The 15344-nt window shown below is 59.7% G+C and carries 14 protein-coding genes; 8 read left to right on the top strand and 6 right to left on the bottom strand.

From position 1 onward, the window contains the following. Nucleotides 1-54: 54 nt before the first annotated feature. On the bottom strand, nucleotides 55-1161 hold the full coding sequence (locus UN63_RS15195; protein ID WP_104488155.1) for a 1-acyl-sn-glycerol-3-phosphate acyltransferase: 1107 nt from the start codon (nucleotides 1159-1161) through the stop codon (nucleotides 55-57). Nucleotides 1162-1246: 85 nt separating this feature from the next. Further along, nucleotides 1247-1840: a LysE family translocator gene (locus tag UN63_RS15190; protein ID WP_104488153.1), complete on the bottom strand. Its 594-nt coding sequence runs from the start codon at nucleotides 1838-1840 to the stop codon at nucleotides 1247-1249. A gap of 139 nt (nucleotides 1841-1979) precedes the next feature. On the opposite strand from UN63_RS15190, the gene UN63_RS15185 reads away from it, so the two are divergent. From UN63_RS15185 to UN63_RS15175, 3 genes are read left to right on the top strand one after another with little or no spacing between them, the layout of a single operon-like run. Further along, complete coding sequence (locus tag UN63_RS15185) at nucleotides 1980-2978, top strand: hydrolase (protein WP_104488151.1); 999 nt, start codon at nucleotides 1980-1982, stop codon at nucleotides 2976-2978. Continuing rightward, a complete protein-coding gene (locus UN63_RS15180) occupies nucleotides 2975-3199 on the top strand; it encodes a YheU family protein (protein WP_104488149.1) in 225 nt (74 codons plus the stop codon). The genes UN63_RS15185 and UN63_RS15180 overlap by 4 nt, the downstream gene beginning before the upstream one ends. A gap of 58 nt (nucleotides 3200-3257) precedes the next feature. Beyond that, nucleotides 3258-4127 (top strand): phosphoribulokinase, encoded by an 870-nt coding sequence (locus UN63_RS15175; protein ID WP_104488147.1) that lies wholly within the window; start codon nucleotides 3258-3260, stop codon nucleotides 4125-4127. Nucleotides 4128-4563: 436 nt separating this feature from the next. Here UN63_RS15175 and UN63_RS15170 read toward each other — a convergent pair whose 3' ends face one another. After that, a complete protein-coding gene (locus UN63_RS15170) occupies nucleotides 4564-4968 on the bottom strand; it encodes an OsmC family protein (RefSeq protein WP_104488145.1) in 405 nt (134 codons plus the stop codon). A 181-nt stretch (nucleotides 4969-5149) separates the two neighbouring features. On the opposite strand from UN63_RS15170, the gene crp reads away from it, so the two are divergent. Then, nucleotides 5150-5788: a cAMP-activated global transcriptional regulator CRP gene (gene crp, locus UN63_RS15165; RefSeq protein WP_104488143.1), complete on the top strand. Its 639-nt coding sequence runs from the start codon at nucleotides 5150-5152 to the stop codon at nucleotides 5786-5788. A gap of 202 nt (nucleotides 5789-5990) precedes the next feature. Here the strand turns inward: crp and UN63_RS15160 are convergent, their stop codons facing one another. The 3 genes from UN63_RS15160 to UN63_RS15150 all read right to left on the bottom strand — a co-directional run bounded on the left by UN63_RS15160 (nucleotide 5991) and on the right by UN63_RS15150 (nucleotide 10076). Further along, entirely contained in the window at nucleotides 5991-7094 is a 1104-nt protein-coding gene (locus tag UN63_RS15160) for a phosphoribosylaminoimidazolesuccinocarboxamide synthase (RefSeq protein WP_104488141.1), read from the bottom strand. 100 nt (nucleotides 7095-7194) lie between these two features. After that, complete coding sequence (locus UN63_RS15155; RefSeq protein WP_104488138.1) at nucleotides 7195-7869, bottom strand: metal-dependent hydrolase; 675 nt, start codon at nucleotides 7867-7869, stop codon at nucleotides 7195-7197. Between the two features lie 104 nt (nucleotides 7870-7973). After that, a complete protein-coding gene (locus UN63_RS15150) occupies nucleotides 7974-10076 on the bottom strand; it encodes a TonB-dependent receptor family protein (protein WP_104488136.1) in 2103 nt (700 codons plus the stop codon). 236 nt (nucleotides 10077-10312) lie between these two features. Between UN63_RS15150 and UN63_RS15145 the strand changes: the two genes are divergently transcribed. From UN63_RS15145 to UN63_RS15130, 4 genes are all read left to right on the top strand, one after another. Beyond that, entirely contained in the window at nucleotides 10313-11083 is a 771-nt protein-coding gene (locus UN63_RS15145) for an HpcH/HpaI aldolase family protein (RefSeq protein WP_104488134.1), read from the top strand. 101 nt (nucleotides 11084-11184) lie between these two features. Further along, the gene (locus tag UN63_RS15140; RefSeq protein ID WP_104488131.1) at nucleotides 11185-12342 is read left to right on the top strand and encodes an ATP-grasp domain-containing protein; all 1158 of its coding nucleotides are present in this window, start codon (nucleotides 11185-11187) and stop codon (nucleotides 12340-12342) included. Further along, a complete protein-coding gene (locus UN63_RS15135; RefSeq protein WP_104488129.1) occupies nucleotides 12342-14039 on the top strand; it encodes an IucA/IucC family protein in 1698 nt (565 codons plus the stop codon). Before UN63_RS15140 ends, UN63_RS15135 begins: the two co-directional genes overlap by 1 nt. Next, on the top strand, nucleotides 14036-15208 hold the full coding sequence (locus UN63_RS15130) for an MFS transporter (protein ID WP_104488127.1): 1173 nt from the start codon (nucleotides 14036-14038) through the stop codon (nucleotides 15206-15208). Before UN63_RS15135 ends, UN63_RS15130 begins: the two co-directional genes overlap by 4 nt. Nucleotides 15209-15344 lie beyond the last annotated feature (136 nt).

Genomic DNA, 15344 nt, shown 5'->3' with positions numbered 1-15344 from the left:
CAATATGACAACCTTACCGGCTTTTTCATTTCTGCGGTTTACCAATACCCCGGTTTACTGACCCTTGTTCAGTACCGGGCGGGCGTACATCGACAATACCAGTTCCTTCAGCTCGGCCGGGATACGGGCCATGTGCTGCTCGAACGCCAGGGCTTCGGACGCATCCCCTTCAACCCTCTGGCCGGCGGCCAGCAGGTTACTGGGAAAGAGGTGATAGTTGGCATGGATCTGCTGATCGATGGCCGCCGCCAGCTGATCCGCATTTTCGAAGTCGCCGCGTACCGGCTGACCGAAGCTCACGTGTACCCGTCCCTTCTGGCCGATAATACCCTGCACTATGCTCTGAACGTCTTCGAACTCGCCTTTCTCGTAGGCGCCATGAGTCGCCTTGGCATAGAGTTCGCGGGCCTTGGCCAGATCACCAGGATCGTACTCGTAAGAGATGGAGACAGGCACCAGATTCAGGCTCTTGATGTAATCGCCGAAGGGGATTTTCTGCCGTTTTCCTTCCATATAAAACATCTTGAGGATGGCCGGATCGGTTTTATCGTTCCCGTCCTTGGCACGCCCTTCTTTCTGGGCGATCCAGATGGAATGGTTATCGTCGAGAGAGTGACGCAGATAGGCCGAGAGTTCGCTGAACGCCTTCATCATTTCCCGCGGGCCCTTGGCCGAACGCTTGACGATGAAGCTCTTGTTCAGCTTCATCAGCTCGGCGGCACAGGGCTTGCGCAACAGGTTATCGCCGATGGCGATACGCACCGTGTCCAGCCCGTTGGTGTGCAGACCCCAGTTGACGAAGGCCGGGTCCAGCGCGATGTCCCTGTGGTTGGAAATAAACAGATATCCCTCATCGGGATTAAGCTGCTCCAGGCCGGAATAACTGACCTCGGAAGTGGTGCGCGCTATCATCTTTTCCATATAGCTCGCCACTTCCAGCTGGATCTGGCGAATGCTGTCGAGCTTGCGCCAGCGCCAGCTCAGATACAGGCGGATCAGCGCCTTGATGAAAGAGCCACCGATACCGGACAGGGTGGAAAAACGGTATTTGGCGATGGCGCCGATAAACTCGTCATCGCGGATTAACCGCTGAATGGCGCCGGCAACTTCGTCGTCCCGATAGGGACGAATGTCTTTAAATAAATCTGTGTCTGAAACCATGACAATATTGGGGTCCTGGGGCAAAAAACGCCCAGATTTTACACCCTTTAGCGGCAAACTCTAAGGATAATGCGTAAAAACCGCCTTAACGCCAGATCATCAGCACACTGGCAGCAGTCAATATGGCCATCGAAACATTAAAACGCCGCCAGTCCTGCGGCGTTTTCAGCCAACGCCGCAGATGAATGCCAAACAGCGCCCAGACATGGCCGGTGATGATGCCGAACAACAGAAATATCGCCAGCACCCCGGCCGCCGAGGGCCAGTACTGATCGCCGGCCAGGGTAAAGCCGCTGATCGCCGACACCGCCATCAGCCAGGATTTGGGATTGAGAAACTGAAACAGAACCCCCTGTCGCCAGCCCATGCCCTGCTCGCCTTCGCCGGCAACCGGCGGGCTGGCGCGGCCAATCTTCCAGGCCAGCCATAACAGATAGCCGCTGCCGAGGATCTTGAGCGCCCATTGCAGGGGTGGCCACAGCAGAAACAGCTGCCCGAGCCCCAGGGCGGTGAACAGCATCAGCAGCTGCAGGCCGAGCATAATGCCCAGCAACAGCTTGAGGGTGGGGCCGTAGCCGAACCGGGTACCGGAGCTGGTGAGCAACATATTATTGGGCCCCGGCGTGCCACAGGCAGCGAGGGCAAAGCCGGCTGCAGAGCCGAGCAGGGCGAGATCCATAATGTACCGGTCAAATAACGGTGAAGAATCTTGTTTTACTCGATTTTCTGCGCGGCGCCCAGTATTTTATCGGCTCATGGTTTTATCGACATCAATACCGTCCCGGTGGCATGCCCACCCAGTGTAATAGCAGGAAACTATGATTCACCCCAGCCGATTCCATTCCCCCTGGTGGGCCCGCAATCCGCATGTGCAGACCATTATGGCCAAGTACCTGCATCGCACGCGCATCGACACCCGTCGCGAGCGTCTGGAGCTGCCGGACGGGGACTTTGTCGATCTGGCCTGGGCACTGCCGGTACTGGATGAACACCGGCCGCTGGTGCTGCTGTTTCATGGGCTGGAAGGCTGTGTCGAGTCCCATTATGCCAGGGGCATGATGGCGGCCCTGCACCGGAAGGGCTGGCAGCCGGTGCTGATGCACTTTCGCGGTTGCAGCGGCGAACCCAACCGCTACCTGCAGGCCTATCATTCCGGCGCTATCGAAGATCCTCATTATGTGCTGGAACTGTTGCGCCAGCGCTATCCGGAACGGCCCATGGCGGCCATCGGCGGCAACATGCTGATCAACTATCTTGCCGAGCACAAGCGTCATCCCTTGTGCGCCGCCGTGGTCATTTCGGCCCCGCTGCAACTGTCGGCCTGCGCCGATCGTATCAACTCGGGCTTTTCCCGCTTCTATCAGCGTTACCTGCTCAACCGAATGAAGTTCAACTGGCAGCAACGACTACGGCGTCATCCGCATCATCGATGGCAGGGCAATCTCGCCCGGATCCACAGCCTGCGCGAGTTCGATGACAAGATCACGGCGCCGATACACGGTTTTAACGACGCCGAGGATTATTATCGACGCTGCTCCGGTCTTTATAAACTTTCGGGTATCAGCACCCCGACGCTCGTTATCCACGCCGCCGACGATCCCTTCATGAACGATGCGGTAATCCCCGACGCCAGCGAGCTGCCGCCGGCGATCACCTATGAACTGAGCCGCACCGGTGGCCATGTCGGCTTTATGCATGGCCAGCCCTGGCGCCCTCTCTACTGGCTGGAACAGCGGGTTCCCCAATGGCTAGAAAAACAGTGGCTGGAAAAACAGTGGCTCGCCGGACAATGGCCCCCTTATCAGGAGAAAGCATGATTATTCCATTTACCGAATTGGGCGAAGACACGCTCAATAACCTGATCGAACAATTCGTACTGCAGGAAGGTACCGAATACGGTGAGCAGGACATATCGTTAAGTGAAAAAGTTATACAAGTTAAACAACAACTTAAGTGTGGGGAAGCCGTCATAGTGTATAGTGAACTGCACGAGAGCGTTCACATAGTACCGGCGGCACAGTTCCGTAACAAACCTTGACCTGCCCCCGGCCCACTGCGTATAAACATTCACAGTTTAATCATTTTCAGGGTTCGTTATGTCTGCCAAGCACCCCATTATAGCGGTGACCGGTTCCTCGGGTGCCGGCACTTCAACCTCGACCGAGGTATTCCAGTCCATGTTCGCCCAGCTGGGGGTCAAGGCCGCCATGCTCGAAGGCGACAGCTTTCACCGCTATACTCGCCCGGAGATGGACGTGGCAATTCGCCGGGCTCGGGAGCAAGGCAGACATATCAGCTATTTCGGACCGGAAGCCAACGACTTCGAACTACTTGAGCACTTTTTCAAGGAGTATGGCAACACCGGCACAGGCCAGTTTCGTCGTTACCTGCACACCTTCGACGAGGCAGTGCCCTTCAATCAGATGCCCGGTACCTTTACCCCCTGGCAACAGCTGCCGGAAGACACCAACCTGCTGTTTTACGAGGGTCTGCACGGCGGCGTGGTTACCGACGATCAGAATGTGGCGCAACATGTGGATCTGCTGATCGGCATGGTGCCCATCGTCAACCTGGAGTGGATCCAGAAGCTGATCCGCGACACCGCCGAGCGCGGCCACTCCCGGGAGGCGGTGACCGACTCCATCGTCCGCTCGATGGAAGACTACATCAATTTCATCACGCCCCAGTTTTCCCGCACCCATATCAACTTTCAGCGGGTGCCGACAGTGGATACCTCCAACCCGTTCAGCGCCAAGGTGATCCCCAGCGCGGACGAGAGCATGATGGTGATCCGCTTTCGCGGCATAAAGAACGTGGACTTTCCCTATCTGCTGGCGATGATCGACGGATCTTTCATGTCCCGACGCAACACCATAGTGGTGCCCGGCGGCAAGATGGGTTTCGTCATGGAGCTGATCCTGCGCCCCATGCTCGAACAGCTGCTGGAAACCGGCAAGATCCGTTAATACCTATTGTTTTAAGTATCTGGTTATATTTAGCACTCCGACTTCAGAGGCAACACAGCCGCCTCCCTCGACGCGCCATAAACCCATCCTTGGGGGCTCAGAAATGCCATCCCTGGCATTTCATGGTCGTGGGAATCGTTCTCTGTTGCCTCTTCTGGAATATCGAGTTGCCTGCAGACGATGCCAACAGACAGCTCCGAGTCATGAAAGAGGAAACAGGGATTGCCTCAGCCGGCCGTCACATGACAGGGCCAGCAAAGGCTCCTGCAATGCTGGCACTCCCGCCTTCCATGGCGGTCGGACGTCATGTGCTGAGCGTCACATGGATGTACTTGAAGCGTGTCGGAAGAGGTAACCCTGTTACCTCTTTATGTAGCAAGCCGACTTCCCGGAATGCTCTGGTATTGTCATGCCCCCCGGCAAGGCTGCGGCCTGCTCAGGCGTTGCGGATTTCAAAGGAAGACTCGACGGTGACCGCCTTTTCCAGCATTTTCATCACAGAGCAGTACTTGTCCATCGACAGCTCGACGGCTCGGGCCACCTGCTTCTCGGCCAGACCCTGGCCGGTGACTACAAAATGCAGGCGAATGGCGGTAAAGACCCGGGGCGGGTTTTCGGCACGGTCTGCGTCCAGCTCCACTTCACAGCCGGTGACCTGCTGACGCCCCTTTTCCAGAATGGACACCACATCGATGGCGCTGCAGCCACCGGCGCCCAGTAGTACCGCTTCCATCGGGCTGGCCCCTTTGCCCGGATTGGTACCGTCCAGCACCATCTTGTGACCGGACTCGGATAAGCCCTCAAAACACATTCCTTCCAACCAGGTTACCTTGGCTTTCATAACATCTCCTCACTGAAAAATCGCATATTAGCTTATCACTCCGGCGCCGACGAGCGGGATAAAAGCCTCAAGGCTCTTGATGGCGAGGCACAAGCCTTTTATGCTAGCGAATTATCTACGCAATTAGGCAAGGCAGCCTGCTCGCCAGGCGTTCAGCCCGAGTCAATCAAGAGGAAAGTCCATGGTTATTGGCAAGCCCCAAAGTGATCCGACCCTGGAATGGTTTTTGTCACATTGCCATATTCATAAATATCCGGCAAAAAGCTCTCTTATCCATGCGGGTGAGAGAGCCGAAACCCTGTATTACATCGTCAAGGGTTCGGTTTCCGTGCTGATAAAAGATGAAGACGGCAAGGAAATGATCCTGTCTTATCTGAACCAGGGTGACTTTATTGGTGAGCTGGGGCTGTTTGAAGAAACAGATAATCCACTGCGAACCGCCTGGGTTCGTGCCAAATCTCCCTGCGAAGTGGCCGAGATTTCCTACAAAAAGTTTCGCCAGCTGATCCAGGTGAACCCGGAAATCCTGTTGCGCCTGTCGGCCCAGATGGCCGAGCGACTGCAAACCACCAGTCAGAAGGTAGGCGATCTGGCCTTCCTGGACGTGACCGGTCGCATCGCAGAAACCCTGCTCAGTCTGGCCCGTCAGCCGGATGCAATGACCCACCCGGACGGCATGCAGATCAAGATCACCCGTCAGGAAATCGGCCAGATCGTAGGCTGCTCCCGGGAAACCGTCGGCCGTATTCTGAAGATGCTGGAAGAGCAGAATCTGATCTCCGCCCACGGCAAGACCATAGTGGTATTCGGCACCCGTTAAACCGCATTTTCACCACAGATAACCGAAAAACCCGGGATTTCCCGGGTTTTTTAGTTTGTGAATAGGCTGGGCTATCAGTATCGAATCTACCGGCTGGTGAAGCGGCTCCGCCAATTCGAAGGAACTGACAATTTAGTCAATTTATTGATCGTTCCCGGACATAGACACTAATAAAAACCCGGGAAAGTCCCGGGTTTTTTATTTAATCAATCAGACCGTACTGGTCCCGCAATATCGCGATGATATCCGCCTTGGGATTATCGGACAATTCCAGTTTCTGACCGGTAACCTTCTCGGCGATACCCACGTAGGTACGGGAGATATCCATCAATACCTCGACCGGCAAGGCATTATCGCGTGCCAGCGCTTCCCGCTCGGGCATCCGCTCTTTATTGAGCAGAATATCCGGATCCGGGAAATGATTGAGCAACAGCTGGCGGAAGTCTTCTTTCGAATTTTCCACGATACGCCCTTCGCGATAGGCCGGGCCGTCCCAGATACGGGACGAGTCGGGCGTACCCACTTCGTCCATATAAATCAGCTTCTCGGTACCTGCCGCGTCACAGACGTAACCGAACTCGAACTTGGTATCGACAAACACCTGATCGATTTTGGCCAGCTCCTGGCTTATCACGTCGAAACCTTCCTTCAGCAGACACTCGTAACGGGCGATATCGTCCGGGCTGCGAAAGTTGAAGGCGGCGAAGTTGTCTTCGATATTCTGGCGGGTGATGTTGACGTCGTCCGCCTCCGGCACGCCGGGAATGCCCTTGAGAATGCCCTTGGTGGAGGGGGTCATCAGCAACTCGGGCAGCTTCTGGTCCTTTTGCAGGCCATCCGGCAGGCGGATACCGCAAAACTCGCGTTCACCCTTGGCATAGCTGCGCCACATGGAGCCGGTAATGTACTGGCGGCAGATGGCCTCGATCTTCACCGGGGTCGCCTTCTGCACTATCCACACGAAGGGATGAGGGATATCCAGAATATGGCTATCGGCCAAGCCCTGCTCGCGGAACATCTTGAACCAGTGGTTGGAAATGGCGTTGAGCGCCGCGCCCTTGCCGGGCACGCCCTGCATGCCGCCCTCGCCGTGCCAGATGCAGTCGAACGCTGAGATGCGATCGCTGATCACCATGATGGCCAGGGGCGCATCGGCGGCCACGTCATAGCCTTTTTCCTGGATCAGCCGGCGGCTGTCTTCTTCGGTCAGCCAGTAAACAGAGCGCACCTTGCCACTGTGCACCGGTTGCTGGGTACGGATCGGAAGGTCGTTGTTAACGGCCAATACCTTGTCTGCGAGACTCATCGCGTATGTCCTGTGTGTGGAGTGTTGAAGCGCTGCCAAACACCGCCGCCGGGTTATTGTATTTATATGGAAAGGCGAGGCTGCCGGCGGCGCTATCTTATCAGATGTGAGAAAGCGGCAATAGCCGCTGCAGCACCACCAGTAAAGAGGGCGTAGCGGGTGCCAGCCACCAGCAGCCCGCCAACAGAGACAACAACAACAGGTTGGCCAGCGGAGAGCGCCATTCGGTGATTTTCAGCGCGGTGCCAAAAGACTTCTTGAGCCGCCGCCCTTCCAGATCGATGCTGTATAGCTCATCCAGCAACAGGTGGATCATGGCGCCGATAAACACGAAAATACCCACCTGCCAGGCCAGCTCGGCCGGCAGCCGGAACAACTGGCTGCTAATCACCACTCCACCACCGGCAAACACCAGATTGGCCAGCAGCGAATGCAGGGTGCCCCGATGCACGGTAAAGCGGGCAAAGGCCCAGCACAGGGGATAACGCACCAGCACATAGGCCCCCGCCCCCAATACCAGGGTATCGACAAGCGGCAAATATTGTCGGCCATAGAGCAGCGCCAGCATGGTGCCGAGAATGCCGAACAGGCGAAAGATGATACGGATGGAGCGAGAAGAGTCGGCGTCTATGTCCGGCATAATCCCGCCCAAGCTGCCGGCCAGCCACAGCAGGCCCGCTTCGGGCAGGGTCACCAGCTGGGCCCAGGCCATGGCGCCCGCCAACAGGCCGCTGGCCACCGAGGCCACCTTAATATGAGTTCTGAAATCCGCCATCGACTACATCCCCGGCTGAGAAAGGCGGCGAGTGTAGCATGGGAATACTGGATAAAAAAACAGGGCCCGAAGGCCCTGGGGTGATAGGCAGAAAAGGATGGGCCTTAGAAGCTCAGCTGGCCTTCCAGCATGTAGGTACGGCCGGGCATGGGTACACGACCGACCGGGCTGACGTCGGCGCCACGGAAATAGGCATCGTCATCCAGCAGGTTGTTGACGCCCAAGCCCACATTCAGGGTCATGTCGTTGCCGAGCGGAATGTCCCGACCCAGACGGCTGTTGACCAGGGTATAGGACGGTAGTTCACCGGCGCTGCCATCGGGAGTTTCGATGACGGTATTATCCGCATCGCTGAAGCTCGCACTGGCATAGAGCGCGCTGGCACTGGCGGTCCACAGTCCGGTCTTGTAAGTGGCATCGGCACTGATGTGGTGACGCGGCGCGTTGGGTAGAGCCTTGCCCCGGTTGGCACCGGTCCGTTGTTCGCTCTCGAGCAGGGTATAACCCAGTCCCAGCGCCAGCTCATCAGTCGCCTGCCAGCGTCCCTCCAGCTCTATGCCCTGCTGACGGGTCTCACCCAGGTTTTCATAAACACTTTGCGCCTTGTTGTACTGGATCTGATCCTCGTAATCGATGCGGAACAGGGTGGTGGTGGTCTGCAGGCTGTCGGTCGGCTGCCAGCGCGCGCCCAGCTCGTAGTTCCAGGCGGTTTCGTTGGCCACGGCGCCCTCACGGATCACCTGAGCGGTCTGCACCGGCACCAGGGAGCGCTGGGCATTGGCGAACAGGAACACTTCGTCGGTAGCCTGCAGGCCCAAAGTCAGGCCGGGCAGCCATGCGGAGGTATGGTTGTCGCTGATGGCGCCGGAATTGTCATCCCGGTAATCGGTGCGTACTTCTTCGTAACGGATACCGGGGGTGATGGCCAGGCGGTCATCCATCACACGCACTGTATCACTGACATAAGCGGCGTAGGCGTTGGTGGCGAATTCCCAGTCCCGTACCTGATCATTGTAACTGCCGTCGGCCAGTTCCAGACGGTTGACGTCAAACTCGACCTCTTCCCGTACATAGCGGCCGCCCAACATCAGGGTGTGATTGGCCAGCTGCTTGGTGACTCTAGGCTCTGTGCCATAAACGTTAAAGATGCGGGGTGAATCGGCCACATGGCTGGCATTGGCCTCTGGATCGGCCCAGTTGCCCCCTGATGTCAGATCCTGACCGAAGAAGAAGGTCCTGTCCGCTCTATGGGCGAAGTTGCGCCACTCGAACTCCAGATCATCGGCCGGGGTGTGGATCCAGGTCAGGTTGGTGCGCCACATATCGGCATTATAGCCGTCATGAGGCCGTTGAGACTGGTTGCGGTTGGCCTGGTAAGCGGTGGGGCTCAGGGCGCCGGGCAGATCGGCGGTCACGTCGTAATACTGCAGCTGGGCCTTGAACTCGTTGATGTCGTCCGCGAAGTAGTCGACATCGAAGATATAGTTCTGCACTTGTGTGTCGGAGTGATCGCGAAAGCCGTTGCCCTTCTGCAGGTTGGCCTGAAACTGCAGGCCCAGGTTGTCGGTGACGAAGCCGCCGGCCCGGTAGTAGGTATCGGTCATGACGTGGCCGGTGTCCTCGGCGATCAGCAGCCGCTCGCGCAGGGTCTGCTCCATCTGGTTGGGTATCGGCTTGGTGACCAGGTTGAGCACACCGCCCACGTTGTTGGGACCATAGTGTACGGCGGCGCCGCCACGGACCATATCCACCGCCTCCAGGCTGGGCAGGGTCACCGGAAACAGCGACACCCCCACATTGGTATAGGGGCCGATAGCAACGGGGTAGCCGTCTACCAGCAGTTGCACCCGCTCGCTGCGCAGCGGGTTCAGGCCGCGCACCCCGATATTGGGCAATATGCCGGTACCTGTTTCGTCCAGCACCTGAATACCGGGCACCTGGCGCAGGGCATCTTCCAGGTTGAGGGCACCGCGTTCGTGCAGTTCTTCGCTCTCCACCACGTTACGGGCCCCGGTGTAGGTTTTGGCGTTTTCTTTGGTCGGGGTGCCCAGCCAGTCGCCCTCCACCACCACCTGCTCCAGCTGGCTGGTGGCCACAGCCTCGGCGGCGACCAGCGGCATGGCCGGCATCAGCGCCAGGCTGACCAGGATACTTAACGGACGACGGCTGAAACCGGTGGCGCGATTCACTTCCCCTGCAAAACCCATAAAACAAACCTAAATGATAATGATTGATGTTTGTGTATTATTTTTTATTGGGTTTACTTTTTCAATAAAAAAATTGAACTTTTTATCTGCCTCGCTGACAGCGAATGCCATCAAGAACACGGCTCCCCACCGTTCACGCCACCCGTCATCTTCTGTAATTCACCCACAAAACTCATGGTTGCACTCACATACAAATAATAATAATTTGCATTCAAATTCAATGAACGACTAACCACATGCTGACCATCAACCCGTTAAAAACCCGCCTGCGTCAAGGCAAGCCCGTCTACGGACTGCTCAATTCCGTGCCTGGCCCCTGGCTGGCCGAGATGATTGGTCGTGCCGGCTATGACTTCGTGATCCTGGATATGGAACATCTGCTGGTGTCGGAAGAAACCCTGCGTCACAGCCTGCAGGCGGTGCTGCTGACCGGCTGCACCCCGCTGGTGCGGGTACCCGGAGTCGACGCCAAGCTGATTGGCCGACTGCTGGACGCCGGCGCCCGCGGCATAGTGCTGCCCCAGGCAGACAGTGCCGACACCGTTGCCCGGGCCATCACCGCCTGTCGTTTTCCGCCGCTGGGCTGTCGCGGCATCACCGGCGGCCCCATCACCGGTTTCGGCACCCTCCCCCTCGACGAGTACATCCGGCTCGCCAACGACAACATCATGGTGGTGCCAATGATCGAATCCCGGGCCGGTATAGACGCCCTGCCCGGGATACTGGCGCTCGACGGCGTCGACATGGTGCTGGAAGGCGCCCTGGATCTGGCGCTGAACATGGGGCTGGGGCCCTCCCCCCAGCATCCGCAGGTGGAACAGGCCATCGGACAACTGGCGGCCCAATGCCTGGATGCCGGCGTGCCCTTCTGTGCCAACCCGCGCAGTCCGGAGCAGACCGCCCGCTGGCGTCAGGCCGGCATTACCACCTGGCTGGCGGGGGAAGACAGGGGCTACCTGTTCCGCGCCCTCGCCGACCGGCTGTTCGCCCTTCGCCAGGACATCTGAATGCTGACCTGATACCGAGCGGCTAACAGAAGAGGTTGGCTTGCAAACCAACTTTCTCCGCCATCACTCGTGACCCGTATTCCCTGAACCTGAGGACAATTATGCAATCCCCCATCGTGATCCTGACCCATGTGGTCAACCCGGCCGTCATCGACGGCTTCATTCCCGCCGCCCGCCGCCTCGGGCATGAGGTGATACTGGTCACCGACCAGGGGCTGGCGCACCGGGAGCGCCTGACCGAGGTGCGCATTCTGGAGTGCGACGTGTTCAATCCGCTGGCGATACTGGATCTGCTGACCGAGCAGGCCATCCGTCCTGCCGCCCTGTTCTCCAACAGCGATCACCTGCAAACCGCCGCTGCCATCGTCGCCCGCGCCCTGGATTTACCGGCCAAGGACTGGCAGGTGTGCTACCGGGCCAAGGACAAGCTGCGTATGCGGGAACGGCTGACCAGCCTGAGCCTGCCCAGCGTCTGGTCCCATCAGCTGCAACCCGGTGCAACCCCCCAAACCGACTGGCCCTATCCTTTGGTGATCAAGCCCAGTCAGGGCGTGGCCTCCCTCGATGTGTGCCGGGTCGACAGCCAGCATGAGCTGGCCACCCTGCTGGCCGAGCGTGCCTCTTCGGTGCCTTTGCTGCTGGAACAGTTTATGGAAGGCCCCCTGTTCACCCTGGAGACCCTGGGCGACGGCCACGATCTGGTGGCCATCGGCGGCTTCGATGTCGGACTGTCCGCACCGCCCCACTTTATCGAGACCGACGCCCGCTGGCAGGGACCGGTAAGCCTGGCCTGGCAACAGCAGGCGCTGGAGCAGATTCGCCGCTTCGGGGTCGGCCTGGGCGTTTGCCACAGCGAGTTTATCCTCACCGCAAAAGGCCCTGTGCTGGTGGAGATCAATTACCGCAGCATCGGCGATGGTCGCGAGTTCCTGCTGGACCAGTTGCTGCCCGGCGGCTGGTTCGAACCCATACTCCGACTGCACCTGGGCCAGCCTTTGCCAGCCATCACGCCCTCGACCCGGCAGGCACTGATCCGGTATCTGGTCGCCGAACGCAGCGGCCTGCTTCTCCTAGCACCTACCCCGCCCTCTCTGCCCGGACTGAGCTACACCGCCCTCTGCCAGCAGGGTGACAAACTGCTACTGAGCCACTCCAACAAAGACTACCTGGGCGTGATCTATCTGCAGGCCGACACGGCCGAGGCACTGAAGCTGCTGCATCAGGACGCCATGACCGCCATCCACTGGGAGATCAACTGATGACAGAACAGCAACGCATCTGCCGGCGCATCATGGATGCCTGCCTGCGGGAAGATGTCCGCCAGATCCGCAGCCAGGGCCGGAGCCTTGAACGGGACGGTCAACTCTGGCTCGAGCTCGATCATCTGGGCACGCCCCTGCGCCTGCCGGTGGCGGAGTGCGACTATATGCAGCCCCTGCGTGCCACCGCCAGTCACTGGTTTTACCGGTCTGAGGGCCAGTGGCGGCAGGAGTCCGGCCACCGCGCCTGGCTCGGCCGGCTGATGGCCGGACTGGAGCCAGACGAGCAGGCTCTCTACCAGTCCTACATGGAAGAGGCCGATGCCGCCGTCGAACAGGGCGAGCTGTGTCGTCAGTCCTTTGCCGAGCAGGCCGAGGAGCTGGCCTATTTCGGCACAAACTGGGGAGAGCGGCTGTTGCACGCGGACCAGCTGGCCAGCTTTCTAGATCATCCCTACTACCCGACCGCCCGGGCCAAGTTCGGCTTCAGCCGGGAGCAACTCAGGGCCTATGCCCCCGAGTTCGCTCCCGTGTTCGAGCTGAACTGGCTGGCGCTGCCTGCCGCCCGGGTGACGCTAACCGGCCCCCTGCCGGACTGGTGGCCCGATGTCGAACAAGTGGGGCTGGCCGCTAGTCTGGCCCACAGCCATGTGCTGCTGCCGGTGCATCCGCTTACCTGGCAACAACTGGGCCCCATGCCCGCCGATGCCCTGCCTGCCCCCGAAACCTTTCTGCCGGTGGTGCCGACCCTGTCGGTCCGCACCCTGGCCCTGAAAGACCACCCCACCGAGCACCTCAAGGTGCCGCTGGACATGGCCACTCTGGGGCAGAAAAACATTCGCCTGATCAAGCCCAGTACCCTGTACGACGGTCACTGGTTCGCCCAGTGCCTGACCCGACTGGAGCAACAAGACGAACGGCTGCAGGGCCGTTATCGCCATGTGGACGAATCGGTAGCCGGTCATCTGGGTGATGACAAACTCTATGCTTTCCTGCTGCGCCGCTACCCGGAATTTGAGCCCGACGAAACCCTGGTGCCGGTGGCCGCCCTGTGCAGCCCCCTGCCCGACGGCCGTCCCTATATCGCCGGCCTGCTGACGCAGCAGGGTGGCCTTGGGCTGGAGGACTGGTGGCAGCAGTACTGCGCGCTGATGGCCGAGGTGCATCTGCGACTGTGGCTGAAGTACGGTATCGCCCTGGAGTCGAACCAGCAGAATGCGGTGCTGTCTATCACCCCGAACCAGCCCCTGAGTCTGGTGATGAAAGACAACGACGCCGCCCGGCTGTGGCCGACACGCTTCAACCATGCCTGCCCGGAGTTGGCCGACCAGCTCGACGAGCTGAAAGACGCCCGCATCCTGGTCGACGATGAACTGGCTCTGGGCCAGATGTTCACCACCATCACCCTGCAGCTGGATCTGGCTGCCGTACTCGAAGGGCTGGCCGAACAGGGATGGCTGAACAGGGAAGCCGGCTATCGAGTGCTTCGCCTGAGCCTGCGCCGGGAGCTGGATGCCCTGCACCGAGAAGGACTGGACACCCGACTGGCCGAAGCCCTGCTGTTCAACGCCGAGCATCAGTACGTCAAGTACCTATTGCAAAGCGGCAGCCTGCTCAGCAAACAGGGCTCGGGGGCGGCGGATATTAACAAATTTTACGGCCTGTCTGGACCCAATTTCCTCCGGGGAGACACATGAACCGACTGCTTCCCGCCGTGCTGGCCTGCCACTTTCTAGCGGCCTTTACCGTGCTCGGCATGCCGCTGTTCATGCCCCGCCTGGTGGCCGAGTTCGGACTGGCCCAGACCAGCCCCTGGGTCGGCGTGCTGTACAGCCTGCCCGCCGTGCTTACCGCCCTATCCGCCCCCCTATGGGGGCGGTTCGCCGACCATTTCGGCCGCCGGGTCTCGCTGCTGCGGGCTCTGGCCGGACTGAGTCTGGCCTTCCTGCTGGCTGGAATGGCGCCGTCTTTAAGCTGGTTCACCCTGGCGTTGATGCTGCAAGGGCTGTTCGGCGGCACTCTGGCTGCCGCCAACGGCTACCTGGCAGTCAATCTGAGTCGGGAGCAGCTGGCCCACGCCCTTGGCTGGACTCAGTTCACCGCCCGCCTGGCGCTGGTTTGCGCTCCCGTCGGACTCGGTCTTCTGGCCGACGCCTTTTCGGTGCGCCAGCTCTATCTGTGGCTGGCCCTGCTGCCGTTGCTGGCGCTGGGACTGGCGCTGAAGCTGCCCGGGGAAGGCCAGTCGGTAACGACAGCGGCTTCCAGCACCGGCGATAACGCCGTCCCCAGCCATTGGCTGTGGGCCGCCATGGGGCTGCAGTTTCTCTTTTTCTTCGCCATGGTCGCCACCTTTCCCTATTTTCTGCCCTATGCCGAGGACCTGATCGCCGAGCCGGCGCTGATCGGCCTGATCTACAGCCTGCCGCACCTGGTTTACCTGCTCGCACAGCCACTGGCGCACCGCCTGCAACTTGGCTGGCGGCCGGCTCTGGCCTGGGGGCTGGCGCTGCAGCTGCTGGCCTGCCTGTGGCAGTTTCAGCTGCACAGCCTGCCGGCCCTGCTGGCGGCTCGCCTGCTGTTCGGACTGGGTATCTGGCTCGGCTTTCAGGGGATGAATCCGCTGATCGGTCGGCTGACCCGCAGCCACAACGCCGGTCGCTGGTTCGGCAAGCTGGACGCGGTGGGCAAAGCCGCAGGCGTACTGGGCGGCCTGGTGGCTGCCTGGCTCAGCGCCGGGTTCGGCCCCCACACCCCCTTTGTCGCCGCCGCTCTGGCCTGTGCCGGCGGCCTGCTGTTACTCAATTTTTTCACCATGGAGACGCGCACCGATGGACACCCAACTCATCTCAACCCACCGCTTAAGTGATCCCCTGCTAGGGGCTGGCCGAACATCAGGCCATTGGCTGCCTGCTGAACTGCTACCTGCGGGAATTCGCCCTGCCCGTCGGTCAGGTGGAATGGCAGGCGGGCGGCGATCTGCCCAAGGCCCTGACCAGCCTCCC

Origin of the sequence: Oceanisphaera arctica (assembly GCF_002936955.1) — a bacterium.
Taxonomy (GTDB): Bacteria; Pseudomonadota; Gammaproteobacteria; order Enterobacterales; family Aeromonadaceae; genus Oceanimonas; species Oceanimonas arctica.
Note: the sequence above shows the minus strand (reverse complement) of the source record. Positions and strands in the feature narration are given on the sequence as shown.